General features: G+C 68.5%; 28 protein-coding genes. 15 read left to right on the top strand and 13 right to left on the bottom strand.

Features of this window, described 5'->3' with window-relative positions; translation table 11 throughout:
* Positions 1 to 411 precede the first annotated feature (411 nt).
* From Cs7R123_RS40810 to Cs7R123_RS23465, 3 genes are all read left to right on the top strand, one after another.
* Entirely contained in the window at positions 412 to 546 is a 135-nt protein-coding gene (locus Cs7R123_RS40810) for a hypothetical protein (RefSeq protein ID WP_280517327.1), read from the top strand.
* Positions 543 to 2,921, top strand: coding sequence for a catalase (locus tag Cs7R123_RS23470; RefSeq protein WP_212829877.1), 2,379 nt, complete (start codon positions 543 to 545; stop codon positions 2,919 to 2,921). The genes Cs7R123_RS40810 and Cs7R123_RS23470 overlap by 4 nt, the downstream gene beginning before the upstream one ends.
* Positions 2,922 to 3,312: 391 nt before the next feature.
* Complete coding sequence (locus Cs7R123_RS23465; RefSeq protein WP_244872096.1) at positions 3,313 to 3,594, top strand: hypothetical protein; 282 nt, start codon at positions 3,313 to 3,315, stop codon at positions 3,592 to 3,594.
* Positions 3,595 to 3,765: 171 nt separating this feature from the next.
* On the opposite strand, the gene Cs7R123_RS23460 is transcribed toward Cs7R123_RS23465, so the two are convergent.
* On the bottom strand, positions 3,766 to 4,203 hold the full coding sequence (locus tag Cs7R123_RS23460; RefSeq protein ID WP_212829875.1) for an SRPBCC family protein: 438 nt from the start codon (positions 4,201 to 4,203) through the stop codon (positions 3,766 to 3,768).
* A 415-nt stretch (positions 4,204 to 4,618) separates the two neighbouring features.
* Between Cs7R123_RS23460 and Cs7R123_RS23455 the strand changes: the two genes are divergently transcribed.
* Together Cs7R123_RS23455 and Cs7R123_RS23450 are read left to right on the top strand one after the other, a co-directional pair.
* Positions 4,619 to 5,098: an SPW repeat protein gene (locus tag Cs7R123_RS23455; protein ID WP_212829874.1), complete on the top strand. Its 480-nt coding sequence runs from the start codon at positions 4,619 to 4,621 to the stop codon at positions 5,096 to 5,098.
* Positions 5,099 to 5,217: 119 nt separating this feature from the next.
* Positions 5,218 to 5,619 (top strand): hypothetical protein, encoded by a 402-nt coding sequence (locus Cs7R123_RS23450; protein WP_212829873.1) that lies wholly within the window; start codon positions 5,218 to 5,220, stop codon positions 5,617 to 5,619.
* A gap of 157 nt (positions 5,620 to 5,776) precedes the next feature.
* Here Cs7R123_RS23450 and Cs7R123_RS23445 read toward each other — a convergent pair whose 3' ends face one another.
* The gene (locus tag Cs7R123_RS23445) at positions 5,777 to 5,938 is read right to left on the bottom strand and encodes a hypothetical protein (protein ID WP_212829872.1); all 162 of its coding nucleotides are present in this window, start codon (positions 5,936 to 5,938) and stop codon (positions 5,777 to 5,779) included.
* A 10-nt stretch (positions 5,939 to 5,948) separates the two neighbouring features.
* On the opposite strand from Cs7R123_RS23445, the gene Cs7R123_RS23440 reads away from it, so the two are divergent.
* From Cs7R123_RS23440 to Cs7R123_RS23430, 3 genes are all read left to right on the top strand, one after another.
* Positions 5,949 to 8,102 (top strand): fibronectin type III domain-containing protein, encoded by a 2,154-nt coding sequence (locus Cs7R123_RS23440; RefSeq protein ID WP_212829871.1) that lies wholly within the window; start codon positions 5,949 to 5,951, stop codon positions 8,100 to 8,102.
* 514 nt (positions 8,103 to 8,616) lie between these two features.
* Positions 8,617 to 9,237, top strand: coding sequence for a DUF998 domain-containing protein (locus tag Cs7R123_RS23435; protein WP_212829870.1), 621 nt, complete (start codon positions 8,617 to 8,619; stop codon positions 9,235 to 9,237).
* Between the two features lie 82 nt (positions 9,238 to 9,319).
* Entirely contained in the window at positions 9,320 to 9,790 is a 471-nt protein-coding gene (locus Cs7R123_RS23430) for a PH domain-containing protein (RefSeq protein ID WP_212829869.1), read from the top strand.
* A gap of 17 nt (positions 9,791 to 9,807) precedes the next feature.
* Here the strand turns inward: Cs7R123_RS23430 and Cs7R123_RS23425 are convergent, their stop codons facing one another.
* Both Cs7R123_RS23425 and Cs7R123_RS23420 read right to left on the bottom strand, forming a co-directional pair.
* On the bottom strand, positions 9,808 to 10,020 hold the full coding sequence (locus Cs7R123_RS23425; RefSeq protein WP_212829868.1) for a hypothetical protein: 213 nt from the start codon (positions 10,018 to 10,020) through the stop codon (positions 9,808 to 9,810).
* 212 nt (positions 10,021 to 10,232) lie between these two features.
* Positions 10,233 to 10,745, bottom strand: a complete 513-nt coding sequence (locus Cs7R123_RS23420) for a hypothetical protein (protein ID WP_212829867.1) — start codon at positions 10,743 to 10,745, stop codon at positions 10,233 to 10,235.
* A gap of 28 nt (positions 10,746 to 10,773) precedes the next feature.
* Here Cs7R123_RS23420 and Cs7R123_RS23415 point away from each other — a divergent pair, with 28 nt between their 5' ends.
* Positions 10,774 to 10,932, top strand: coding sequence for a hypothetical protein (locus Cs7R123_RS23415; RefSeq protein WP_212829866.1), 159 nt, complete (start codon positions 10,774 to 10,776; stop codon positions 10,930 to 10,932).
* On the top strand, positions 10,904 to 12,727 hold the full coding sequence (locus Cs7R123_RS23410; RefSeq protein WP_212829865.1) for an FG-GAP-like repeat-containing protein: 1,824 nt from the start codon (positions 10,904 to 10,906) through the stop codon (positions 12,725 to 12,727). Before Cs7R123_RS23415 ends, Cs7R123_RS23410 begins: the two co-directional genes overlap by 29 nt.
* 208 nt (positions 12,728 to 12,935) lie before the next feature.
* On the opposite strand, the gene Cs7R123_RS23405 is transcribed toward Cs7R123_RS23410, so the two are convergent.
* A complete protein-coding gene (locus Cs7R123_RS23405; RefSeq protein ID WP_244872095.1) occupies positions 12,936 to 13,571 on the bottom strand; it encodes a DUF6882 domain-containing protein in 636 nt (211 codons plus the stop codon).
* 91 nt (positions 13,572 to 13,662) lie between these two features.
* Positions 13,663 to 14,187: a hypothetical protein gene (locus Cs7R123_RS23400; RefSeq protein ID WP_212829863.1), complete on the bottom strand. Its 525-nt coding sequence runs from the start codon at positions 14,185 to 14,187 to the stop codon at positions 13,663 to 13,665.
* Between the two features lie 181 nt (positions 14,188 to 14,368).
* Here Cs7R123_RS23400 and Cs7R123_RS23395 point away from each other — a divergent pair, with 181 nt between their 5' ends.
* Entirely contained in the window at positions 14,369 to 14,842 is a 474-nt protein-coding gene (locus Cs7R123_RS23395) for a hypothetical protein (RefSeq protein WP_212829862.1), read from the top strand.
* 49 nt (positions 14,843 to 14,891) lie between these two features.
* A complete protein-coding gene (locus Cs7R123_RS23390) occupies positions 14,892 to 15,251 on the top strand; it encodes a hypothetical protein (protein WP_212829861.1) in 360 nt (119 codons plus the stop codon).
* 208 nt (positions 15,252 to 15,459) lie between these two features.
* Here Cs7R123_RS23390 and Cs7R123_RS23385 read toward each other — a convergent pair whose 3' ends face one another.
* The 4 genes from Cs7R123_RS23385 to Cs7R123_RS23370 form a co-directional block, all read right to left on the bottom strand.
* The gene (locus Cs7R123_RS23385) at positions 15,460 to 15,798 is read right to left on the bottom strand and encodes a VOC family protein (protein WP_244872094.1); all 339 of its coding nucleotides are present in this window, start codon (positions 15,796 to 15,798) and stop codon (positions 15,460 to 15,462) included.
* A 211-nt stretch (positions 15,799 to 16,009) separates the two neighbouring features.
* Positions 16,010 to 16,684, bottom strand: a complete 675-nt coding sequence (locus tag Cs7R123_RS23380; protein WP_212829859.1) for an HAD family hydrolase — start codon at positions 16,682 to 16,684, stop codon at positions 16,010 to 16,012.
* 145 nt (positions 16,685 to 16,829) lie between these two features.
* Complete coding sequence (locus Cs7R123_RS23375; protein ID WP_212829858.1) at positions 16,830 to 17,279, bottom strand: TetR/AcrR family transcriptional regulator C-terminal domain-containing protein; 450 nt, start codon at positions 17,277 to 17,279, stop codon at positions 16,830 to 16,832.
* Between the two features lie 212 nt (positions 17,280 to 17,491).
* Positions 17,492 to 17,773 (bottom strand): hypothetical protein, encoded by a 282-nt coding sequence (locus Cs7R123_RS23370; RefSeq protein ID WP_212829857.1) that lies wholly within the window; start codon positions 17,771 to 17,773, stop codon positions 17,492 to 17,494.
* On the opposite strand from Cs7R123_RS23370, the gene Cs7R123_RS23365 reads away from it, so the two are divergent.
* Positions 17,772 to 18,125, top strand: coding sequence for a non-heme iron oxygenase ferredoxin subunit (locus Cs7R123_RS23365; protein WP_212829856.1), 354 nt, complete (start codon positions 17,772 to 17,774; stop codon positions 18,123 to 18,125). The genes Cs7R123_RS23370 and Cs7R123_RS23365 overlap by 2 nt on opposite strands.
* A complete protein-coding gene (locus Cs7R123_RS23360; protein ID WP_212829855.1) occupies positions 18,122 to 19,354 on the top strand; it encodes an NAD(P)/FAD-dependent oxidoreductase in 1,233 nt (410 codons plus the stop codon). The genes Cs7R123_RS23365 and Cs7R123_RS23360 overlap by 4 nt, the downstream gene beginning before the upstream one ends.
* A 262-nt stretch (positions 19,355 to 19,616) precedes the next feature.
* On the opposite strand, the gene Cs7R123_RS23355 is transcribed toward Cs7R123_RS23360, so the two are convergent.
* Together Cs7R123_RS23355 and Cs7R123_RS23350 are read right to left on the bottom strand one after the other, a co-directional pair.
* Complete coding sequence (locus tag Cs7R123_RS23355) at positions 19,617 to 21,176, bottom strand: sulfite exporter TauE/SafE family protein (RefSeq protein ID WP_212829854.1); 1,560 nt, start codon at positions 21,174 to 21,176, stop codon at positions 19,617 to 19,619.
* Entirely contained in the window at positions 21,173 to 22,528 is a 1,356-nt protein-coding gene (locus Cs7R123_RS23350; RefSeq protein WP_212829853.1) for a hypothetical protein, read from the bottom strand. The genes Cs7R123_RS23355 and Cs7R123_RS23350 overlap by 4 nt, the downstream gene beginning before the upstream one ends.
* Before the next feature lie 154 nt (positions 22,529 to 22,682).
* Between Cs7R123_RS23350 and Cs7R123_RS23345 the strand changes: the two genes are divergently transcribed.
* On the top strand, positions 22,683 to 24,098 hold the full coding sequence (locus tag Cs7R123_RS23345) for a DUF4331 domain-containing protein (protein ID WP_212829852.1): 1,416 nt from the start codon (positions 22,683 to 22,685) through the stop codon (positions 24,096 to 24,098).
* Positions 24,099 to 24,159: 61 nt separating this feature from the next.
* On the opposite strand, the gene Cs7R123_RS23340 is transcribed toward Cs7R123_RS23345, so the two are convergent.
* Positions 24,160 to 24,621, bottom strand: coding sequence for a response regulator (locus Cs7R123_RS23340; protein ID WP_212829851.1), 462 nt, complete (start codon positions 24,619 to 24,621; stop codon positions 24,160 to 24,162).
* Positions 24,622 to 24,799: the final 178 nt, after the last annotated feature.

Here is a 24,799-nt window from a genome sequence, read left to right as displayed (position 1 = left end):
ACCTGCGAGCAAGGTGCCGATCCAGTACGTGATCCGTCGGTGGTCCGCTTCCCTGCCGGTTCGGGTCGACCTGCACGGTGGGCCGGTCTGGTGACGGCAGTGGCATGGCGGGGGAAGTGCTCGTCGACGATCCGACGCTGGCCTACCGGGTCCGCTCGTGTTTCCGCGGTATCCAGTCCGGCTGGGCCCGGCCGAGTCAGGCCCGTCCGCGACCCATGGTGCGGCGCCAAGGGGCGAAGTCCTGAGCGTTGGGCGCTGGTCCCTGGGCCGGTGTTTGTGGTTCGCGGGCCCGCCGACCCATTGGCAGGTAGCGTGTTTTCGGGCGGTATGCCGGTTTCACCCCTCGCGCAATGCCGCCACGTTCGCGGGCGAGGGGCTCGCGTGTCCGCGCGAAGAAACGGAGCACTCTGCATGACCACCGCGCAGCAAGACGTGATCGACACCCTGCTGGGTCGGCATCAACAGGTCGAGATGTTGTTCGCCCAGGTGGAGTCCGCCGGCGGAGAACACCGCCAGGAGCTGCTCACCGAGCTGATGCAGCGATGACCGGTAAGGACGAGCACGGCGGAACGAAGAAGACCGCCAAGAAGTCCTCGGCGGCCAAAGCTCCTGCGGCGAAGCCGTCGCCGGCCCGGCGGCCCACCGATGAGGTCGGCGCCGCGCATGTCGCCGCCGCCAAGGCTGCTCCGTTGACCGAGGCAGTTCCCGCTAAGAAGGCGGGGTCCCGTTCGGCTCCCGCCGCCGTCGCCGAGGCGATCGAGCGGGCCGAACGCGCCGGTACGGCCTCCGCGGCTCCCGGTGGTGACGCGAAGGCCGTGCAGCTCGACGGGCACCGCGTGGTCAAGACCGACACGAAGCTGACGACCGATCAGGGTATCGGGGTGGAGGACACCGACAACTGGCTGCGGGCCGGGCCGCGTGGGCCCAACCTGCTGGAGGATTTCCACGGCCGCGAGAAGATCATGCGCTTCGACCATGAGCGCATTCCCGAGCGGGTGGTGCACGCCCGTGGGTCCGGCGCGCACGGCTACTTCCAGCCCTACGACAGCTCGCTGGCCCGGTACACCGTCGCGAGGTTGCTCATCGATCCCGGAGTGCGGACGCCGGTGTTCGTGCGGTTCTCCACCGTGCAGGGTTCGCGCGGGTCGGCCGACACCCCGCGCGACGTGCGCGGCTTCGCGGTCAAGTTCTACACCGAGGCGGGCAACTTCGACCTGGTGGGCAACAACATGCCGGTCTTCTTCATCCAGGACGGGATCAAGTTCCCCGACGTGGTCCACGCGGTCAAGCCGGAGCCGCACAATGAGATCCCGCAGGCCGCCTCTGCCCACGACACGTTCTGGGACTTCGTCACCCTGCAGCCCGAGACGATGCACCACGTCATCTGGCTGATGTCGGACCGGGCCCTGCCGCGCAGCTTCCGGACGATGCAGGGCTTCGGTGTGCACACGTTCCGGCTTGTGGCCGCCGACGGCAGCCGCACGTTCGTCAAGTTCCACTGGACGCCCCTGGCCGGGGTGCACTCCCTGGTCTGGGACGAGGCGCAGAAGATCTCCGGCAAGGACCCGGACTTCAACCGCCGCGACCTGTGGGAGTCCATCGAGGCCGGCGTCTACCCGGAGTATGAGCTGGGCGTGCAGTTGATCGCCGAGAGTGACGAGTTCGCGTTCGACGACATCGACCTGCTCGACTCCACGAAGATCATCCCGGAGGAGGTCGTGCCGGTGATCCCGGTCGGCCGGATGGTACTGGACCGCAACCCGGACAACTTCTTCGCCGAGACCGAGCAGGTCGCCTTCTGCGTGAGCAACATCGTGCCCGGCATCGACTTCACGGACGACCCGCTGCTGCAGGCACGCCTCTTCTCCTACCTCGACACCCAGCTCACCCGACTGGGCGGCCCGAACTTCGCCCAGATCCCGATCAACCGGCCGCTCGCGCCGGTGCGCAACCACCAGCAGGACGGCTTCCACCAGGATGACATCCCGGTCGGGCAGGCCAACTACCACCCGAACTCGCTGGGCGGCGGCTGCCCGGTGGTGCCCGGCGCCGGTGGCGGGGCGTTCGTGCACACCCCTGAACACGTCGACGGGATCAAGGAACGCAAACGGTCGGAGACCTTCGCCGACCACTACTCCCAGGCCACCCTGTTCTGGAACAGCATGGCCGCGTGGGAGAAGGAGCACATCATCGCCGCGTACCGGTTCGAACTCGGCAAGGTCGAACAACCGCACATCCGGCAGCTGATGGTCGAACACCTCAACCAGATCGACCATGAGCTGGCCGTGGCCGTGGCCGCGGGTATCGGTGTCGCGTCCCCGGCGGCGGGCCCGGCCAACCACGGCCGTCGGTCGCCGACGCTGAGCCAGGCGAGCATGCCCGGCAGCACCGGTGTGCTCGGCCGCAAGGTCGCGGTCCTGGTCGCCGACGGCGTCGAGGCGGCCAGCCTGGAAACGGTCCGCGACGGTCTGGTGGGCGCGGGCGCGGTGGTGGAACTGCTCGGACTGGTCGACGGGGCTGTCACCACCTCCGACGGTGCGGCGCTGCCGGTGACCCGGGCCATGAACACGGTGGCATCTGTGCTGTACGACGCTGTCGTGGTCGCCGACGGAGAGGCTGCGGCCGAACTGCTGGTCAGCGACGGAGTCGCGGTGCACTTCGTGGCCGAGGCCTACAAGCACGCCAAGGCACTGGGGGTGCTCGGGACGGGCGACCGGCTCGTGCAGGCCGCACGGCTGCCGGTGTACGAGGCCTCCGACCGGGTATCCGCGCCGGCGAGCAAGCCCTCAGCCAGGGCACTGGACGGCGTCGTCTTCCTGGCACCGGGCGCCGACGCCGACGATGACTTCGTCGGTCAGCTGACTGCCGCCATCGCTGCCCACCGGCACTACGACCGGCCCGTCGGCGGTGTCGCCGCCTGAGCGGCAACGGGTCCGCGGCATCGTCGGTGCCGCGGACCCGCTGCTGCGCGGCACGCGATGCCGACTGCCACCTGAGATTCGCCGATGGCGGGTCGACCCAGACGCGCGAACCCATGCTCGGTCGGCGCTACAGACCGTGGATAGCACAGTTGCCCGTTTTTGCCCGATCGGCGATATCTCGCGGTGCTATGGGTGGTACGCAGGGTTACAATGAGAACCGTTCGGTTATTTACCTCTGCCCCAGTCCCTGGCAGAAGCCCGCCGGGAGGGGTAAACAATGAGTCAGTCAGCCCGCGCAGTGAGTATAGACGTTTCATTAGCATTCGGTGCTCATGCGGCAGTTGTCCGTATAGCTGGAGACGTCGACCTGCTCCATCCTGACGACATCGCCATGGCACGGCGCCGCTTGGCGCTGATCCCGCCGGCGGGAACCGTGTATGTCGACCTGAGCGCAGTCACGTTCGGCGGCTCCGCCCTCATCCACTACTTGCAGATCCTCGCCCGGCGCGCCGCGCCGTCACCGCTGCATCTGTACGGCGCCCATGGCATGACAGCCAGCGTCCTCCACCTGGCAGGCCTGGCCGACGCGGCGGTCCTTCACGGCGTCGGCGTGCCCGGACGCCGGGCTGATCGATCGTCGAAGCATCGCAGACCGGACGCCATACGTTCCTGACGGCCGTTCCGGTGGCTTCTGATTCCTCGAATGGCTGCTGCCAGGCCCGGAGGGGCTAATGCCGTCCCTCGATCGCAGGGTTCAACGCGGCGAGGCGGTCGATCCCGGCGTTCGCGGCGACCAGACCGTTGGGTTCCGCGCCGATGACCACCGCGTCGACCGTCGGAGCGCTCATGGGCGATGCTCGGCCAGGTCGGCCAGGCGCCGCAGCGCTTCGCGATTGCGGGCGTGCATCAGGACATCGTTGATCTTGTTGCGGATCGCGCGCGCCGGCCCGTCACTGAACTCCTCGGCCAGCGCCACCCGGGTAGTCCCCGGCGAAGTCTTCCTCAGCGTGAACACGGCGGTCAGCTCGCCCAGTGGCCACAGTTTCGGTTTCATGGTCAGGCGGATCGGCGCCTGGCAGTCGAGTACCTCGGTCTCGTGGTTGCGGGTCAGCGGCCAGATGCCCACGGTGTGGTGTAGCTTGCTGCCGGCCGCCGGCCAGTCCGTGTCGACGTCGCGGATGTGTGCCGTGCCTACCACCCAGTTGGCGTAGCTCCAGCCGTCGGCGAGGACCTCGAAGACCTTTTCCAGCGGTGCGTTGACGGTGCGTTCGGTCAATGACATGGTCAGTTTCCTTCCGCGCTTGCCGTTCGCGCCTCGGCCACCGGTATCAGATGCTGGGTTCGCCCAGGTGAGATGGATCAAAGCGCCTGGGCTTCGTACCCGGCGCCGCTTCGGCCTAATCGTGTGCGGCAATACCGGCGGTACGGCGTGTCATGCCTTGGAGTGAGGCTGGTTCAGGCGCATCGCGCTGCATCGGCCACGCGTTGCGAAGGCGCCGAACTAAGACATTTGCCGGTTTCTGCCGTGATCCTCGGGAGGTCTGTCGACCCCGCACCGGCCGTCGGTAGCGGCGTGGGGGCACATGGTGCTTGCGGACGTTGCCGCGCTGCTGGGCGCCATCCTGACGCGAAACAGCGTAAAATGTGCCAAGGCGGCCTTCAGGAACAGGTGTTCAATTGTCCGGAGGGTGGTTACCATGACGATTCGCACTCCTTCCATCGAAGATCATCCCGACCTTGCTTCGCTGCGGTTGCGGTATGAGGAAGCAGCCGAAACCCCGACGGGGCAGGTCGTAGAGGGTCTGACCTTCATCGCGGGTCTCTACCTGGCGATCTCGCCCTGGGTGGTGGGCTTCACCAGCCATTCCAGCCTGACCGCGAGCAACGTCTTCACCGGTGTCGCACTGGCGGTGCTGGCCTTGTGCTACGCGACCATGTACGGGCGATCCCACCGGATCGCGTGGGTCGCCCCGGTCATCAGCGCATGGACGATCGTGGCACCTTGGCTTGTCAGCGGACCCGCACCGAGCGTGGGCGCCATCGTCAGCAACGTCATCGTCGGCCTGGTGGGTCTGGCGTGCGGCATCGCGATGATGTCCGTAGGCAGGCGGCGGGTCGCCGGTACGGCAGGCTTCGGGGCGTCGGGGGAACCTCTCCGCGAGGTGCGCCGGCCATAGACCGTCACCGCTTCAGAGATGCACCCGGCACAGCTGCGGAAAGGGCGCGGATCACCACTCGCCACCTCTCGCTGATGGAGATTGGGACGCTTTGTCGCCTGGGTGCCTACCATCAGCCCATGGCGGAGCTGATCCGGACCTATAGTCGAGCCGAGCTTCGACCTGGCCTTACGTACCCTCTGGGACAGACCCAGATCGTGCAGGTACTGCGCGACTGTGGGGCGGTGGTGGACGGCCTCGGGCTTCATTGCCCGGCACGCGGCGTCCGGCGCACCTTCGAATCTGGACCGCTGGTGCGCGCGCGGTGGTCCAGCAGGATCAAGAAAACCTGGCTTGAGGTGTATGCCGTCCCGTCTCACTTGCGGACGCCGGTCGCCGAACTTCTACTGGGCGGCACACTCCAGCAGGCATGCTTGTGGATCAAATCCGCCGCCGAGCGACCAGACAGCGCCTGGGCGGGAACCGATCATCAGTGGCAGGCATGGATGCGCGACGGCTTGGTCGAGGTGACCGAGACCTGATCACGTCTTCGTCATAGCCGTACCTCCATGTTTCCGAGACGTCGGACAACCGATGCGGCGTCTGGCTGGCGGCCTGCGGCGAAAAGGCTTAGCCGCCCGGGTGACCCGGGCGGCTAAGCCTTCGCGGGGGTGCGCCATCGTGGCGCGAGTGTCGCTGTCACGGGATCACGTAGGGCAGGTCGTAGCCCTTGTCGTCTCCCTTGATCTGGAATCCCCGGAGGATGCAGGAGCCGTTCCAGAGATTGTTCTCCCCGCCGCAGCCGTAGAGATCGAAGTCGACCAGGATCACCGAGTAGGTGTGGCCGCTGCTGAACCCCACGACGACGGGCGTGGAGCCGCGTCGGAATGCCCTGCCGCATCAGGAACCGGCGGCGGGACTGCCCCCACCTTCACCGCGGCCCAGATCCTCCGGCAAGGGCTCAGCTCCCGCCGGAAATCGGAAACATGAACCTCCCGCCAGATGTGTACGCTTCTCGATATTCCGGGGTTCCGAAGCATCGGAAACCCTCACGGGCGAGCCCTGGGAGGGGCACGTGCACGACGAGGAACGGCCGCCACACCGGCAACCCGACGATCCCGGACAGCAGGGCGGCCACAAGCAGCAGCCAGGCGGATATCGCGACGGGAACGTCCGGGCCGGTAACGCAGGTGGACGGGCCCATGATCAAGCCTCACCGGGACCTACCACAGGGGCCATGAGCCGGGCCAAATCTGCCGAGCTGCGAAGAGATCTCGCTGCGGCGCTGGAGCAGCTCAGACAAAAAGCGGACCGTCTACCCTTCGAGGAGATCGAAAGAAGGAACAGGCCGCCTCAGAGCGCCGAAGAGGTGGAAGAGGACGGACTGGCCGAGTCCAAGCTGCCGAGGGTCACGGCCGACGACATGTGCAACCCGAAGCTGAAGGTGGTGCCCGGCCGGGAAGAGGTCCTGCTGTTCATCGACACCTGCCTGAGCTATGCGGTCGAGAAGAACATCGATCTCGGGAACCTCGGCGACCGTGACGCCTTGATGAGCCTGTACGACACCATGGCCGCCGGCATCGACCGCGCCCCGCGTAAGGCACCCGCCCGGACGGGTACGCCGCCTCCGCAGGAACCGGCACCCGCGGCCGTCGCGGCCGATACCCGGCCCGACGCCGTAGTCACTCTGGCCGCGCCGCGCCGCACCTCGTCCGCCGTCAAGATCGGGCTTGTTTCGCTCGCTGCCTTGCTCGTCGTCCTGGCCAGCCTCGGCTATCTGTGGTTCCAGCACGACACCAGCCCACCGAAGCCGGTGACCGAACTGCTGGCGCAGGCCGCCACCGACAGGGTGACCCTCGCCTGGCCCCAGCCGCCCGGCGGTAACGCGCTGACCAGGTACGTCCTGCGCCGCAACGACCACTCCATCATGAACGCGCAGTTGACCACGTACACCGATCACGAAGTCACGCCCGGCAGCACCTACCTGTACGAGGTGAGCGTGATCGACGCCGACGGCGTCGAATCGCCGCGTACCCGCGCCGATGTCACGCTGCCCACCCAGTCGGCCACGCTCAAGCCGCCGGTCGCGGTGACCGCCACCGCCGACGCCCGGTCGGTGAAGCTCTCCTTCGCCGTAGCATCGGACGCACCGGCCGGGGCGACCTACACCGTGCTGCGTGACGGCATCGCGATCGGCCAGACGGCCGAGCTGAGCTACACCGACACCGCTGCCAGTCCCGACACGCAGTACGTATACACGGTGCGGACCAACGACCCGGGCAGGAACGAGCAGTCCGCCGACAGCGACCCGGTGACCGTACGGACCCTGCCCGCGACCTCCACCCCCGGTGGGGGAGGAGGCGATCCGACTCCAGCGGGGCCCGAGGAGCGGCTCCCGACGGCACCGGGCGGCCTGCGGCGCACGGCCAGCGCCCAGACCACCATCTCCATGACGTGGTCGGCATCCACGGCGGGCAGCAGCCCGATCTCCGGATACCGGATCTACCGCGACGGTCAGGTGCGGCGCAACGTCGGGCCGACGACCCTCACCTTCCAGGACACCGGGCTGACGGCCGGAACCAGCCACCGATACGCGGTGAAGGCGTACGACACCAGCGGACGCGAATCGGCGAGCAGCACCACCGTCACGATGAGCACCGCGGCCGCGCCGAAGACACCGACGCCTTTCGTGCGGATATCACCGAGTTCAGGATCGGCCACGACACGCTTCCACATCAGCGGTCAGGGACCTCCCGACACGTACATCGGGATCGTGATCACCGACAGCGACGGTAAGGACTACTACGTCGGGGGAAACATCCCCACCGACAGCACCGGTTCTTTCGTCAGCGCGCAGGAGGGACCCAACTTCTACCTGCTCAACAACACACCCGGACATGAGGGAGAGATCGTCCTGGAGGACGACACCTACCTGACGCTCAAACCGGGCAGGTACGTCCTGACGTTCACGGAAATCGCACAGCAGAACGGGTTCCACGGCAGCGCCAGTCTCACCATCAACTGACAGCGACTGCCGACTGAGACGAGCAAGGTGAGGCTGTGTCGGCCGCCGTATCCAGCAGAGCCCGCCATGTCAGGCGGGCTCTGCTGGATACGGCGGCATCGTTGTGCCCAGGGCCCTGCGGCTGAGCCGGTCCGGTGGCCGGCGCTGACCGCGCCGTCCCATATCAGGAAGCGCGAGGTCAGCACACCACCGAATGACCATCCAACACGGACAGACTACTGAACGTGTGTGACCGATCATGTTACGGTGACGGCATGTGCAGCCGAGCCGGACGGCGCCTCGTCGTGAACTGTCTGCGATCCCGGCGACAGCGCCACCATGACACCGGTCACCAGTCCCGGGGTCGAGGCAGATTCACGCCGAAATCAGCGCTGACGACGACTTCGAACCCCTAAGGGCGCCGTCCTCCGGGGATACTCCGTGCCCGACCCGGATTCGGCCTGACGTGGGCGACGCTAGTGTCGCCCACGTGAAGACACTTCTCTATGCGGGCGCCACGGCGGGCCCACTCTTCATGGCGGCGGTCCTCATCGAGGGCGCCACACGTCCCGGATACGACTCGATCCGGCACCCCATCAGCTCTCTCGCCCTCGGCGACCAAGGCTGGACGCAGACAGCCGTCTTCCTCATCACCGGTACGCTCAGCCTGCTCCTCGCCGCCGGGCTCGCACGCGGCCCGGGGCGGCGGCCGCGGTGGGCGGCCGTCCTCATCAGCCTGTGGGCTGTGGGCCTGCTCGGCACCGGTGTCTTCGTCACGGACCCGGTGAGCGGCTACCCCATCGGTACGCCTGACATCCCACCGGGTACGGCCAGCGGCCAGCTGCACAACCTGTTCGCCCTGCTCGGCGCGCTGGCGTTCGTGGTGGCCTGTGTCGTGCTGCGCAACCGTGGCGGCCGAGGCTGGCGGATCGGTTCGCTGCTGACCGGGGCGCTGTTCCTGGTGACGCTCGTGCTGGCGAGCGCCGGGTTCGGGCAGGCTGATGGCCTCGTGGCGATCGGCGGGCTGCTCGATCGGATCGCGGTGACCGCGGCGTGGGCGTGGATTTCGGTGCTGGCGTTGCGGACTGTTTCCGAGCAGAACCTCCTGCGAAGCGGTCAGTCGGCCGCTGGCGGGGCCGCTCTCACAGTCGTGTGACGGCCGTTGCGGCGAGGCTGTCTGTACGGAAGGACGCCGTACCCCGGTGCGGGGCGTTGCCGCGGGCCACTACGGTGGTGCGATGCTGCGCACCTGGAACGTCTCGCTGCCCGCCCGGATCTTCGGAGTGGTGTCCGTCATCGCGGGCGTCCTGATGTTCGTGGCGGTGATCATCACGGTGGTCGGGTACGGCGAGCCGGTCGACGGCGCACAGCTGGGCGCGCTGGCCCTGGGGTCGCTGTTCATCATCGCGCCGCTGCTGGCGACGCTGCGGCCCCGGGTGACCCTGACCGACACCGAGCTGATCGTGCGCAACCCCATGCGGACGTACCAGGTCGCGCTGGCCGACGTTGCGAGCGTGGACAACGGCTACTCCGGGCTGGTGGTGGTCCTGCGCGACGACACGAAGCTCCAGGTGTGGGCGGTGCAGAAGTCGAACCTGGCCCGCCTGCTGAACCGGCAGACCCGCTCCGACGAGGTGGCCGCGGCGATCCGCACCCAGGCGCAGGCCGTACGGCAGAAGCCGGGCCGCCGCACCGGCTCCGCCAAGTGACGGAGCCGCTGCCGCTGTCACTGCCTGCTGCGCTTGTCCGCCACCGGTATTCGGCTGGGCTGCTCAGCCTGCCATCGTGCGACCCAGCGCACGAAACCTCCGGCCGGGTCCGGGGGCGTGCCGATCGACGAGATCGACGTACCAGACTGATCAGCGGGATGTGCGCCGTACTCGTCGAAGAACCAGACGTTCCCGCGCTGGTCGCCGGTGACCACCAGGACCCAGTACATGCCGCACCCGTCGGTGCCCAGGGGCAGTAGGCCGTCGAAGCCGGGGACATCCCATTCGTCGGGCCAGGTGACACTCTCCGTGAGCGGAACGCGAGGACAGCGTCCCATCCCAGGGGCGGTTCGAGCTGGTGCCCGGAGTACAGGTCGCGGAGACGGGCAAGGTCGGGCGCGTCGGTCATCGGCCCATCACACCAGACCACGCGCCTCGTGCGTCACGCCATCGAGGCCCCGGTCGCCAGCTCGTATTGCAGGACATCTGCGATGGTGACTACTCGCTCGCCGGGCAGCGTCAGGCTGGACGGCCATACGATCGACCGCAGTCGCCGATTCTCGACGGTGCGCAGCGGAATGCTCGCATGAAGATCGACAGCGTTCTGGTCGCACCACGTCACGACGGCCTGCCAGAAGTGCTCCACCTGCTCCCACCCCGCGGTCGTCCGCGGCCCGCGCAACGCCAGAAGATCTTCGGTCGTGAGCAGGTCCAGCACGCCGTGCGACGTCGTGTTCTGCAGCGCCTCCAGGAACTTCAGCGCAGTGTGCGGGCCGTCGCCCTGCTCTGCCAGCAGGTCCTCGACGATGCCCAGGCAGGCTGCCGCCCGCTTGGCGTCTCTGGCCGCCTCCATCGCGATGGCCCACATCTGGATCTCGCCGCCCGCCGTGGGCAGCCGCACGGCAGCCATGAGCCGGAGCACCGGCGGTAACGGCCGCCGTTTGAACAGTCCCACGTCTTCACCCGTCTGTGTCGGTCGCGGCATGGATCTTGCCAGCCCGGCGCCGCTCGCGTCGACCTGCGGCGCCTGGCAAAAGGCGGACGGCGGCACCTGTGGCCGCCGCGAGCGCGTCGTCGCCGCAGATGACGGCGAGATCGTCGAGCAGCGGCGCGGTGACGATCGTGGATGCGATGTGCAATAGTCCTGCCGTTGATCGTGACCTAACCCCTATCCGCGATCAGGTCTGGGAGCGCATGCGAGTCCGAAGAAGATTGTTGCGCGCACTGTTGCCGCTGCTGGGAATCATCGTCATGTCGGGCATGGTCGTCACGCCCGCGCAGGCCGCGTCGAGGTATATAGAGGGCCCTTGGTACGGCGAGGAGGTCGCCTACTATTGCGGCCCGGCCGCGGTGCAGATGGCGATAGCCAGAAGGTACGGCTGGGGTCCACCGCCGGAGACCCAGTTCAACCTCGCGGTCATGCTGGACGTCTACCACACGCCAGTGGTGTGGGACTGGGGCATGCCGAGCGCCGAGCAATCGGTACCGATTCTCAACTGGTTCAACGGCACGAGTTTCTACCACTACTGGCCGACCATCGATGGGTTCGACAGCATCGAGGACGTCATCGGGTTCGCCGACAACGTCCGCTACAGCATCGACAATGACTACCCTGTGGTGGTCAACCTGAAGATCGAGCCGAATGATCCGCATCCGCCGAACTATCCCGTGCGGAGCACCTCGATCTACCATTATGTGACGATCGTCGGCTATAACAACGACAACTTCACGATCGCCGATCCGGCCGGAAGCGGCGGAGCGGACGGGGTCCTGAACGACTACGGCTGGGGCCTGGTGCCCAAGGAGTGGACCGCTTCGGCGGGAATGCTCGCCGATCTCCTTTACACCGGTTATGCGGCGGGCGACTCTCCGGACAATCCCGCCCTACCCAGCTGGGACCCGCCTCCCTTCGATCCGGGGGAGTACAACGAACACCCTCAGACACCGCCGCCTCCACCGAAGCCTGCCGCCGTAGGCCGGCTGGGTGACTTCAACGGCGACGGCAAGAAGGACGTCGCTGCGCTCAACCTGTCCGGCGACGGGCTGTGGATCCATCGCAACACGAGCACGCCAGGCCATCCCTCTTTGGCGGCTGGCCAGTCCGTATCCACGGGCTGGGGCGTGGTGAGCGACCTGATGGTGGCTGACTACGACGGTGACGGAAAGGACGACATCGTCGGCAGGTTCAACGGAACCCTGGCGGTCTGGCGCAGTACCAGCACCGCGACAACATTCTCGTTCACGTACAAGAGCCTGGGTACGGGGTGGGACGCGTACAGCAGGATCCTGCCGATCGCGGACTTCGACGGCGATGGCAAGAAGGATGTCGCCGCGCTCAATCTGGCCGGTGACGGGCTGTGGGTCCATCGCAACACCAGCACACCGGGCAGCCCGTCGATGGCCGGCGGACAGTCGATCTCGGCGGGCTGGGCAGTGGTCAACAGCCTGACGACCGCAGATTATGACGGCGACGGCAAGTCTGACATCGTGGGCCGCTTCGATGGGACCCTGGCGGTTTGGCGCAGCACCGGCACCGCCAGCGCCTTCTCGTTCGCCTATGGGAGCGTGGGCACGGGCTGGAACGACTACGGCAAGATTCTCCCGATTGCCGACTTCAACGGCGACGGCAAGAAGGACGTCGGTGCGCTGAATCACGCCGGTGACGGGCTGTGGATCCATCGCAATAGCAGCACACCGGGCAACCCGACCCCGTTGAGCGGCGGCCAGTCAGTCTCCGTCGGGTGGGCGGTCGTCAACTACCTGATGGCTTCGGACTTCGACGGAGACGGCAAGGAGGACCTCATCGGCCGCTTTGACGGGACCCTGGCGGTCTGGCGCAGCACGAGCACCGCGACCACCTTCTCGTTCAGCTACGGCGGCGTGGGCACAGGCTGGGACAACTACGACAAGATCCTCAGTACGGCCCCGCTCGTCTGACAAGACGGCCGACCGGAGCGCGGACAAGAGTCCGCGCTCCGGTCGGCCAGGTGGCGCCGGGAGCGTGGCCCCTCGATCAACTGGATCGACGTCGCCAGCGCCGGAGCTGGCTGGGTTTGGGTCGTGTGGCCTAGGGACCTGTTCCCCGACGGCTCGCCCTACTTCCCGGGCCGTGCCTGCGGCCAGCCGCCGGCGGAGCACCTGCGGGCTACGGGCTGACCGTGCCCGACATGTTGCTGACGCGGCCCAGGGCGTCGAAGTCGACGCGCAGGGTGGAGCCGTCGACGTGCTGGGCGGTCACCGACGTGGGCGCCGAGTCCAGGCGCCACGACTGCTGGTGCAGGAACGACTCCACGGCGATGCGGTGATCGACCGGGAAGCTCTGAAGGACCTGGCCCAGGACACTCAACGCGCGTTCCGGCCGGACCGGTTCGGTGATCTCCGGCGGGGCGTCGTCGAGGTGGAAGAAGACCGCGCCACCGTCGTACGGGCCGCGGTAGTAGCACCGGCCGGTCAGGCCGGAGGCCAGCAGCGCGAGGCGGTGGCCGTCGGCGCGCTGGAGCGCGAACGTGGGCTCGGTGAGCTCGGCGAGCCCCTGGCGCTGACCGTACTCGCGCAGCCAGCCGCACAGGTGCAGCAGCGCAGGCGGAAGGCTGCTCGCCTCGTTGGCCCACGCCCACAGCCAGCTGCCGTCGTCGTGGTTCTCCGTGCCGAGAAGCTGCACCTGATACCGCAGATCGTCACCGAACGTCACGGTGCCGTCGGCCAGGTCGAGTTGCCAGCCGCGCTCGCCGATCAGGTCGCCCAGCGCCAGCTGGCGGGCCAGCCCGGTGGCGACATGCACGGCAAATAGTTGATCAAACGAAGGCATCGTTGCAGTGTGCCAGAGCGGGAGGACCGGCGTGCGGGCGTGCCGGTCACGACCTCCCGCGATGTCAGGCCGCGCAAAGGGCGCTGAACGAGCTGGAGTCCGAGAACGCCGTCCATCCCTCGCTGATCGTGGTGTAGACCTTGCCGTCGTAATCGGTGCCGGACGCGGCGATCTTCTTGCTCCACGCGTCCAGCCGGGCCACGTCAGCGGTGAGTGCCGCGGTGAGCTTCGCGTCCGTGCTGCCCTTGAGGGCTGTCGACAGGTACGTCCCGTAGTCGGCGACCGCTGCCTTCAGCTTGCCGAGCACCCTCTTCATCGCCTGGTCGCCGCCCTGGTAGTTGCCGTGCGCGAAGCCCGCGTACAGCACGACCGTCGTGAGGACCTCCGTCATCGGCTGTGTGCGTCCCGCGCAGACCTCCTCGTAGCTGGCGGTGTCCGGCGACGGGCTCGGCGACGGCGACGGTGCGGCCGACGTCGCGACAGGGCTGGGCGATGCGGGCTGGGCGGCGGTGTCGGGCGAGGACCCGGCACAAGCGGCCGCAGTGGCCAGAACGGTGGTGAGCAGCAACGGCAGGGCGAGGCGGCGCATGGTGCGGCGTACTCCAATCCATGATCGGGAGGAACGTCTCAGCTTTCCTCACCTGGCGTGGTCGGCGCAGAGCCGTTGCGGCACATTTCGATCACGAACGTCGCTCTGCTCCGGCAGGAGCCGTGTCCCGCTCGCGGTTCCTCCACCGGTACGGGCTTGACGGTGGAGCCAGAATGATCTCGTGACCGACGAGGATCAGCGGTGGCTGGAAGGGCTCACCGACCAGGACCGGGAGCGCGCCGAGGGGATGTTGCAGAACCTGCGGGCGATGGGCTGCGACGATCCGCTCAGCTGGGCACGTTCGGAGATGAGCGAGGACATCGCTCAGGTGGCCAGGTTCCGCTTTCTGCACCGCCTGCGGCCACAGATGATCGACACCTGGCAGCGCGATGTGGATGGGCTCTGGCCCGTCGAGCGCGCCATCGCCGATGGAGTGCGGCGGGAGGATCTGGTGCGACTGGCCCGCCATGTCGCCGCCGAAACCGTGCACGCGGTCCTCTACCACCTCGAAGACGACGGGATGCACGGTCCACTCGCCGATCGGCTCCCGTTCTGGAGGCTGATGGAGGTGGACGGCGCGGGCCGACCAACCGGCCGTGGTGTCGGCGGGCTCTTCGAAAGCCTGGCAGACCCGGACGATGACCTCGATGAATAGGCATTCCAGCAGCGAAGCCGGAGCGGGTCGCCGTTTCGGGGGGGTGAACGTGAGCGACGATCTGCGGGGGTTTCGGGTTCCGGAACGGTTCCGGCCGCTTCTTGAGGACATCGTTCGTCGGATTGCGGTTGGTGACTACGAAGGGGTCTCCCGGGACTTCTCGCCGTACGCCGGAGATCCAAGGCACGATCTCGGACTGTGGGCTCGGCAGTATCCCGCCAGGCTGGTGCCGCTTCCGGCCGCGGCATGGGAAGAGATCGAGTGCATGCACTTCGAAGAGAGAAGCGAATGGGAGGTCTGGGTCGACCTGTGGTCTGACTGCGGCAGGACGGATCTGACGCTTCTCGTTGACGTGATTGACCATGGCGGTGAGATCGACGTTCGCGTACGAGACCTGCGTGTGATGTGAAGGTCGCGATCACGCTGAAGCCGAGGCGCCCAGTGCTCACCACCGGCAGCGTGGAACTCGCCGATCGCGTAGCGCAGCATCGTCGACCGTAGATCGCATCGAGGGCAACCGGACCTGGTACGACAGGCTCGCGGTCCGCTACGAGGCGACCGTCCTCGTCGCGGACATGAACGGCGTCTGGCGGGGATGCCTGTCAACGCCGAGGAGGTCAGGAAGACGTCAGGCAGAAGGGGTGGCCAGCCGGATCCAGCAGTACCCGCCAGCGTCCGTCGCCGGGCTGATGGGCCGGTTTGGCCGCGCCGAGTTCCAGCGCCAGTTCCTCCATCGCATCGAGGTCGTCGGCGCGGAAATCCAGGTGGAACTGTTGTGGCACGTCCTGACCCGGCCACTGCGGAGCCCGGTATCCGTCAACCCGCTGGAATCCCAGATCACAGCCGGAGCCGTCCGTCAGCGCGACGAACCCGTCCGAACTGAAGAGCTCGCGCATTCCGGTCAGTGCACCGTAGAAGCCCGCCAGCGCCTGCGGGTCGGCACAGTCCAAAGTCACCCCTCGCAGTACAGCGCCAGGCACCATTCGCTCCTTCGTGTCCGTGCGTCTGTCTCCGTAGGCCGCCGCTACAGGCGATCACCGGCCACAGCGACACCGTACCCGCTGCATCCACCGCCGGAGTAGCGGTTTTACCCCTGCCTCAGAGCAACGGCTGACGGTGACCGGCGCTATCGATGCAGACCCAGCGCACACTCAAACGCCCCAGAGCTCATCCGACCGGCATGCCCCCCGGTCTGCCGCCGGACAGCACGCCCTCGACCTCCTCCACCGCGCCGCAGACCTGGTCGGGCGGGCTCAGTTCGGGCGGCCACGTCATTCCCCTGCTGATCCAGACGGTGGCAAGTCCCGCCCCGCGGCCACCCTCCACGTCCAGCGTCGGACTGTCTCCCACAGCCCAGCCACCGTCGGCCAACTCCAGGCCGCATCCGCGAGCGGCAGCTTCGAACAGCTCCCGGGCGGGCTTCCTGATCCCCAGCTCACCCGAGACTGCCCAGGCATCCACATGCCGGTCCAGCCCGGTACGACGGATCTTGCCGAGCTGCCCGTCGGCCCGGCCGTTCGTCACGATGGCCATCCGCCATCCCTGCCGCCGCAGGCCGGTCAGCATGTCCAGGACAGCAGGCCGGCAGCTGACCAGCTCCGGCATCTGCTGCCGGTAGTCGGCCCACAAGTGATCAACGGATGCGGCAAGTCCGAACCGCCCTCTCACCTCACCGAAGAACCGGTCCCGCGGCACGAAGCCGCCTCCGTCGATGGAGACCAGCCAGGCGCAGGCGGCAGGGGGCAGGCCGTGGTCGTCGCAGAACCCGGCCGCCCAACGGTGAAACGCCTCATCCCGGTCCACCAACGTGTTGTCGAGATCGAAGAGCGCCAGTCTCTGCACGACCACGGACGCTACCCGATCCGGTCGCGATCATCACCGTCGACGGCATCGGTGACCTGGTACGGCAGCGCCTGGGCGGACCGCCGACCGCAGTCCTGACCGACCGCTCGCGGGTCAGTGGCCGCCTGCACGCTGAGCAGCTGGCTCATGCGACGTGACCGGCACCGGTCACGGGGCTCGGCGGCTGTCTCAGGCCATTGAGGAACAGGTGCAGCCCGCCGCGGAACTCGTCGTCGGGGCTTATGGCATGTCCGGCCGCTGATGCCTGTGCCAAGCGGGGGTAGCCGTCGGGGATGTTCGGCCCCACTGCTTCGTCGGTGTGCGGCGGATGCAGATCCTGGGCGGCCAGGGCGCCGGCCAGGTAGGCCAACAGGGCGCGGTAGGCGATCAGTCGGTCGGCGGGGCCGAGGCCGGTGCGCGCAAGGATGTCCAGCAGTGCCTCACCGCACCGCATCACGCCGGGACTGGAGTGCCGGTGGGCAAGTAGCAGCGGGATCATCGCGCCGTGGCAGGTGACCGCGTCGCGGATGCGGTCGGCGACGTAGCGGTACAAGGACATCGTGCCGACCCCGAGTTCGCCGACGACGGTGCGCATGGACAGGGCTGGCGGTGCGGTACGGTGCCCACGCCTACGACCAGTGGTCTGTCGACGATCTGCTGCACCTGGTGCGTGACGTGCCGGTACCGGCCTCGGCCGGTGGCGTGCGCGCGTGACCGGTGGCCGGCCAACCTCTTGAGGCAGCCGACACGGGCGCGGCCAGGTTGCCGGTTGTCGGCAACCTGGCATCGTGGACGCCGGTCAGGAGGTCAACGGCAGCGGCAGGGTAAGCAGGTATGCGCCAGCAGCACCGCGCCGCTTCCGGTGGCGAAGCCGATGAACGCACCACCGGCAAGGCTGTTGAACAGGTTGCTGCCGAACAGGTCACCCACGACCAGGCGGGCACCGGGCCGTTCGTCACCCGTCAGAGCCGCAGGTAGGCAGCCCTGAACCCGACGGCCGCACCATGGGTCGACGTTCTCGTTCGGTAAGAAGTCATCCCGTCGATTGAGGATGTTTTGTCTGTTCTGGCGAACTAGCGTGGTGGTCATGACTAGCGCATCAGCAGATGGAATCCGGGTCTGCGGGGCGACCGAGGTGCCCGACGGCGAAGCCCGCCTCGTACCGGCCAAGCTCACGGGCTGGCGCGACGACATAGCCCTGTTCCATGACGGAGACGGGTTCTTCGCCCTCGACGACACCTGCACCCATGAGCAGGCTTCCCTGGCCGAAGGCTGGGTGGAGAACGGCGAGGTCGAGTGCCCGGCCCACCAGAGCCGCTTCGACCTGCGTACCGGCAAGGTCACGTGCCTGCCGGCGACCCGCGACACCTGCCCGCACCGCGTCGAGGCCCGCGACGGCGACCTGTGGTTGTACCCGGGCCAGCCACCGACCACACCATGACCGCCGCGGCGACCGGGCATGTGGTCATAGTCGGCGCCGGTCTTGCCGGGCTGAGCACCGCGGAGGCGCTTCGCGCGGGCGGACACTCAGGTCTTGTCACGCTCATCGGGGCCGAGGCCGCCCTGCCCTATGACCGGCCGCCGCTGAGCAAGGAGGTACTGCGCGGTGAGCGGCCCTCCACCGCGTTGCGAACCGAAGCCTGGTTCGCCGAGCAGAACATCGAGCTGCTCACCGGGACCACGGTCACCGGTATCGACCCTGACCGCGGTGTCGTCGAACTGCCCGACCGGCAACTGAGCGCTGATGTGATCGTACTGGCGACCGGCGGCACTCCCCGGGAGTTACCGGCCGGCGTCAACACCCTGCCGGCTGGCCACGCCGCGGTGCATCAGCTGAGGACGGCCGACGACTGCCGACGGCTGAGCGAGTGCATGCGTCCGGGACAGCGGCTGGTGGTGGTCGGCGCCGGGCTGATCGGCGCCGAAGCCACCGCCTGCGCCGTCACCCGCGGCTGCCAGGTGAGCATGGTCGCCCATCGTGAGCTGCCGCTGGCGGCAGCCATCGGCGTTGAGGCCGCCGCCCTGCTGCACCACCGGCACACCACGCACGGCGTCGCCGTGCACCAGGCTGGCGTGACGCACATCAGTGCGGCCGACGACGGCACGATCCGGGTCGGACTGTCCACCGGTCGCATCCTGGCCGCCGACGCGCTGCTCGTCGGCATCGGCATCGCCGCCGATACGGCGCTGGCTCAGTCGGCCGGGATCGCCGTCGACAACGGCATCCTGGTCGACGCTCGCCAGCGCACCAGTCACCAGCGGGTCCTGGCCGTCGGGGACGCCTGCCGCCGACGCGGCCCCGACGGGCAGCCGATGCCGCGTATCGAGCACTGGGACCATGCCCTGCGCAGCGGCCAGACCGCCGCCGCGACCATCCTGGGCGCCCCCGAGCAGCCGTCGCGGGCGCCGTGGTTCTGGTCTGACCGCTACGACATCCACCTGGAGATGGTCGGCCACCTTGACCCGTCGGCCGAAGCGGCGACACGTCTGCACACCGACGACGCGCTCAGCGTCTTCTATCTGCGTGACGGGTTCTGCGTCGCCGCCGTCACCGTCAACCAGCCCTTGGACACCCGCGCCGCCCAGCGTCTCATCGACCAGCACATCGCCGTCACCGCCGCCCAGCTCACCGACCCGGCGGTGTCGCTACGGCAACTCGTCCGGGGCTAGCGCGGCGCTGAGCGACGCAGCCTCGGGCCGACACGCTCCACGGTGCTTTCACCGAGGTCGCGTCGGTGTGGTCGAGGTGTCGTCGGTCGCGGCTGACCGGTGTCGGCCGACAGCTTTCAACGCGAGTAGCAGCCCGGCCGCGGCCCAGACGGCGGCCAGGATGATGAGCAGCCCGCGACTGTAGTCGCGCGGCAGGGCGGAGGGGTCGTCACCACGACGAGGTCAGCGACGCGGGGACGACCCGTTCCGCCGGTGCCGTCGGTCAGATCATGAGCGCCTTGACCGCCACACCCATACCGACGATGACGACGAGGGCGGAGGTGAGCACCGGCAGGATCCGCCACGCCGGGTGGGTCATCCATTGGCGCGGGTCTCGTTCGAGACGTTCGCGCAGGCGCATGATGCCGATGCCCGCGCCGATGAGGGTCAGGGCCATGCCGATGCCGTACGCGATCACGAGCAGCAGGCCGTACCAGGCCCGGCCGAGGGCGACCGCGCCGAGTAGGACGATCACCGCCGACGGGCTGGGTGTCAGGCCACCCGCGAGGCCCATGGCCAGTACCCCGCGGACGCTGAATCCGCCGGCATGCGGCCCGTGGTGATGAGCGTGACCGTGGCTGAGGTCGTGACTGTGTCCGTGGTTGTGGTCGTGATGGTGACCGTGACCGTGGTGCCCATGGGTGTGGCCTGGACGGCTGTGTCGGTCGTCGTGGTGACCATGATCATGACTGTGGCCGTGTTGTTCGTCGGGGTGAGCGTGAGTGTGCTCGTGGTGGCGGTGGTGGCGCCAGTTGGTCACCGCGCGGCGCAGCAGCGTCACACCGACGGCGCAGACGACGACGGCGCTGGCGATCGTCAGCCAGGTGTAGATCCGTTGTGGGGCGAAGTGCAGTCCGGTGGTGAGCAGCAGGCCCAGGGCCACGACGCCGGCGGTGTGGGTCGCCACGACGGTGCCGGCCACCGACATCGCCTGGCGCAGGGTGCCGCGTTCGTTGACGAGGTAGGCGGCCATCATCAGTTTGCCGTGTCCGGGTGCGACGGCGTGCGCGGCGCCCAGCGCCAGCGCGACGAGCAGCGCCAGCATGGCGAACCCGAGGGTGAGCTGCCGGGCTGCCACCAGGTCGGTGAAGGCGGTGGTGAGGCGGTCGACGCGGCCGGTGACTCCGGCGGCGGCAACCGGGCCGGCATCAGCGGCACGCGGGCCCTCACCCGGCCGTACGGTGGCGGTGGCGTAGCTGACATCGGGCTGCTGCTGCAGTGCCGACGTCGGATACCGGGTGAGTTTCTCGCTGACACTGGTGGCCGGTGCGGTGGAGTCGACCAGCTGCACACCGTCGGCCACGACGGTCATCTCGCGCCAGCCGCTGCGGTCGGTGTACTGGCCGAACCGGTACGAGATCTGCGTGTCGCGCTCGACATGCGCCGGCACGGACAGCCGGCATTCCAGGCGCAGCGTGGCCAGCCCCGCCGTCCCCGGGGGCAGGGTGAGGGTGGCGGTTTGGACCGCCGGATGTGAGCGACGCCCGGCGATGGACAGCTCGGAGGTCGTGGCGACACCGGTGCAGGCGTGGCGCGCGTAGGCGCTGCTCTCGGCGGCGGAGCCGGTGCCGTCGTGGTCGGTGTCGACGTCACGGCGGATCACCTGGAAGGCGGCCAGCTCAGCCATGTCCAGCACGTAGTCGACGTTCACCGCGTCGGCACCGATACTCAGCTGGGCGTACTGGTTGACGCTGAGGTTGCCCAGCGGATGAGCCGCGGCCGGGGTTGCTGTGGCGGTGAGCACGGCCCAGGCCGCGGCGGTGAAGGCGAGAGCGCGCCTCATGGGTGTCCTCCCAGCGCCGTTAGGCGGACGCGGGCGTCGCGGGCGTGCCGGACGGAGAAGTAAGGGTTGAGTTCCAAGGCCTTGGCGAGGTCTTCGCGTGCGGCCCGAGCCCGATCGGGGTCATCCGCGAGCCCGGCGCTGATCATGCCGCGGTGGTAGAGCATGAGGGCGTCGTCGGTGCCCAGGCGCAGTGCCCTGTCGGCGTAGTCCAAGGCCTCGGTGTCGCGGCCACGGGTGTGCAGCGCCCAGGCGAGGGTGTCCGCGCCGGCGATGGAGGGCCTACGGCTGTACGCGGCTTCGGCTTCGGCCAGCGCTGTGGCGGCGTCGCCGTGCTCGGTGTCGAAGGCGGCCTGTTCGATGCCGACGTCGACGCCCTGGGCGGCCTGTAGCCCGAACGCGGCACGGGCGAGATCGTACTGCTGGCGGGCGCCTTCGGTGTCGCCGGCGGCGTCGAGCAGGTCGCCGTACTCGGCGGCGTAACCGGGCAGCGGGAGCCGGTCGAGGACCTGGGTCCAGTCGGCGCGGGCGGCGCTCAGGTCGCCGTCAGGGCCGGTGCGGGCGGCGGCGATGCGGGCGCGCATCGCCAGCAGCGGCGGATGCCCGGGAACGCGGCGTAGGCCGTCGGCGACGTGGGCTGCGGCGGTGTCCAGGTCGCCGCGGCTGAACGCCAGGCCGGTCAGATGTTCGAGCGTGAACGCGGCCTGGGTGGCGTCGGGGGCTGCGTGCAGTGCCCGGGTCATCAGGTCGACGGCTTCGGTGTGGTTGCCGCGCAGCTGCCAGGTGTAGGAGGCGCGGGCATACGAGCCGGTGTCGGGGCGCAGGTCCACCATCGATTGGACCGCGGCCCACGCCTGGTCGTAACGGCCCAGTTCGATCAGCGCGTCGGCGGTCACCCCGTACCCTGCTGCGTGGTAGGCGTCGACGGCCACGGCCTGCCGCCCCAGTCGCAGCGCCTCGGCGAATTCGTGGCGCGCGGCGGCGAGTGCGCCGAGGCCGGCCAGGGCGTCGGCGTTGCCGTCGGGGTGCACCGTGAGGGACTGGCGCAGGGCCTGCTCGGCTTCGGCGTAGCGGGCCGGGTCGCCGCTGGAGCGGCCCTGCTCCAGGTATGCCATGCCGAGCTGCGCCCACGTCCGCCAGTCTCCCGGCAGCCGGGTCAGGCGTTCGCGGGCACGGGCGACCGGGTCGGCGGTCACCGCCGCGGGTGTGAGCCGGGCGGGCTGACCGGGTGCGGGTGTCAGCAGCAGGCCGCCTGAGGCGAGCATCAGCAGCGCCCCGGCGCCGACCACGGGGATGCGCCATCGGCCCAGCCGCCGCCACAGCCCGGCGGGATCTGCCGACGTTTCCAGTTTCATCTGTGCCTCCGCCTGCAGCAGCGTCCGGCCGTTAAACGGCGGCCACCAGCCAGGAGAAACGGGCCAAATACCTGTTACCGGACCGTCACCAGGCTTCGGGGGTGCCGTTGCGCAGGTTGCGGCGCAGTGCCGCCCACGCATCCACGGGGGAAAGATGACCAAACCGCATCACCGCCTGCGACAGCGTGCCGTACTCGGCACGCTCGCACTCGGGCTGCTCGCCACCGGCGCGGCCTTGAGCAGCCCGGTCGCCGGCCAGGCGTCCTCGCATCGGGAAGCGCCGCTGATCGCCGGCGAGCCGCGTCTGGACAACACCGACGTGTACGCATTCGTCAGCCCGGACAACGCCACGACCGCGACGATCATCGCGAACTGGATTCCGTTCGAGGAGCCCAACGGCGGCCCGAACTTCTACCCGTTCGCCGACGGCGCCGCCTACGACGTGAACATCGACAACAACGGCGACGCCCGGCCCGACATCGTCTACCGGTGGACCTTCGCCAGTTCCTACCGCAACACCAACACGTTCCTGTACGACACCGGTGTGGTCACGTCGCTGGACGACCCGGACCTGAACTTCCGCCAGACGTACCGCCTGGAGCGGATCACGTCGAAGGGTTCGACGACCCTGGTCAGCAAGGCGCCGGTCGCGCCGTCGTTCACCGGCAAGGCGTCGATGCCCGACTACGGGTCGCTGTCCAACGCCGCGATCACGCCGCTGACCGGCGGTGCGAAGACGTTCGCAGGGCAGGCCGACGACTCGTTCTTCCTCGACCTGCGCGTGTTCGACCTGCTCTACGGCGGCAACTTCAGCGAGGTCGGCCAGGACACCCTGGCCGGCTACAACGTCAACACCGTCGCCCTGCAGGTTCCGTCGGCTGATCTGGCGCTCAAGGGCGACGCGGTACGCAACCCGGTCGTCGGGATCTGGAGCACCACCAGCCGCGACGGCGCCGACGTCTACGACCACGGCCGCGATGACCGTGACCGGCTGCGCCAGGTGTCACGGCTCGGTATGCCGCTGGTCAACGAGGTCGTCATCCCCGTCGGACGCAAGAACGAGTTCAACGCCAGCCCTCCCGCCGACGACAAGAAGTTCCTGCCCTACGTCACCAACCCGGAGGTGCCGAGGCTCGTCCAGGCCATCTACGGCATCCCGGCCCCGGCGACCCCGCGCACCGACCTGGTCGAGACGTTCCTGACCGGCTTCTGCGCCGTCGGCTGCGGGCCCGTCGCCGTCGACCTGAACTCCCAGCTGCTGAACTCCGACGTCCGCAAGAAGGACTTCCGGCCCAGCGAGCAACTGCGCCTGAACCTGTCCATCCCGCCGACCGCCAACCCCAACCGCCTCGGCGTCATCGCAGGCGACAACGCCGGGTTCCCCAACGGCCGCCGCCTGGCCGACGACGTCCTGGACATCACCCTGCGCGTGGCCGAAGGCGTCCTGCTGCCCAACCACCCGCCAGCCGTCGACGGCCTGTCCGACCAGGTCGACACCAACAACGTCCCGTTCCGCACGGCGTTCCCCTACATCGCCCTGCCCAACCAGATCGCCGTCAACCAGCAGTGAACACCTCCGTCGGGGTGCGGCAGGGCAACTTGCCTGCCGCACCACGACCGGGGCAGGCAGCTCAGGAAGACGCCTCATCGCTGAAGCGGCGCGGCAGGACGGCCATGTGCCCGAAGAAGTTGCGGATCTGCAGGACCGCCCGCTCGAAGTCGTCCAGGTCGAGGGGCTTGGTGACGTAGGCGTTGGCCTGCGCCTCATAGCTCGACACGACGTCGCTTTCAGACGACGAGGTCGTGAACACGACGGTCGGGATGGACTTGAGCGCCTCGTCTGCCTTGATCTCGGCCAGGACCTGCCGGCCGTCGACCCGCGGCATGTTCAGGTCCAGCAGGATCAGGTCCGGTCGGGGTGCGTCGCGGTAGCGGCCGACATGGCGCAGGAACTCCAGCGCCGCCTCACCGTCGGGCACGTGATGCAGGTCGCTGGCGATGCTGTGATCGGCGAAGGCGCTCTCCACCAGCGCCACATCGCCGAGATCGTCCTCGACGACCAGAACTTGAAGCAGCGACGGCGCAGCGATCATCGAGTTCCTCCATGTGGCAGCCAACCTACCGCAGGCGCACAGCAGGAATCCGGTGACGTGCGGCGGGCAGGCAGCCACGAGGCCGCTGTTCCCACAGCGTACCTGGGATGAGGCAGCCGCCGCGATCCGCGCCCAGGCGCAGGCCGTACGTCGGAAGCGGGGCCGCCGCACCGTCTCC

The sequence above is a fragment of the Catellatospora sp. TT07R-123 genome, assembly GCF_018327705.1.
Classification (GTDB): Bacteria; Actinomycetota; Actinomycetes; order Mycobacteriales; family Micromonosporaceae; genus Catellatospora.
This window is presented reverse-complemented; position numbering and strand designations above follow the sequence as displayed.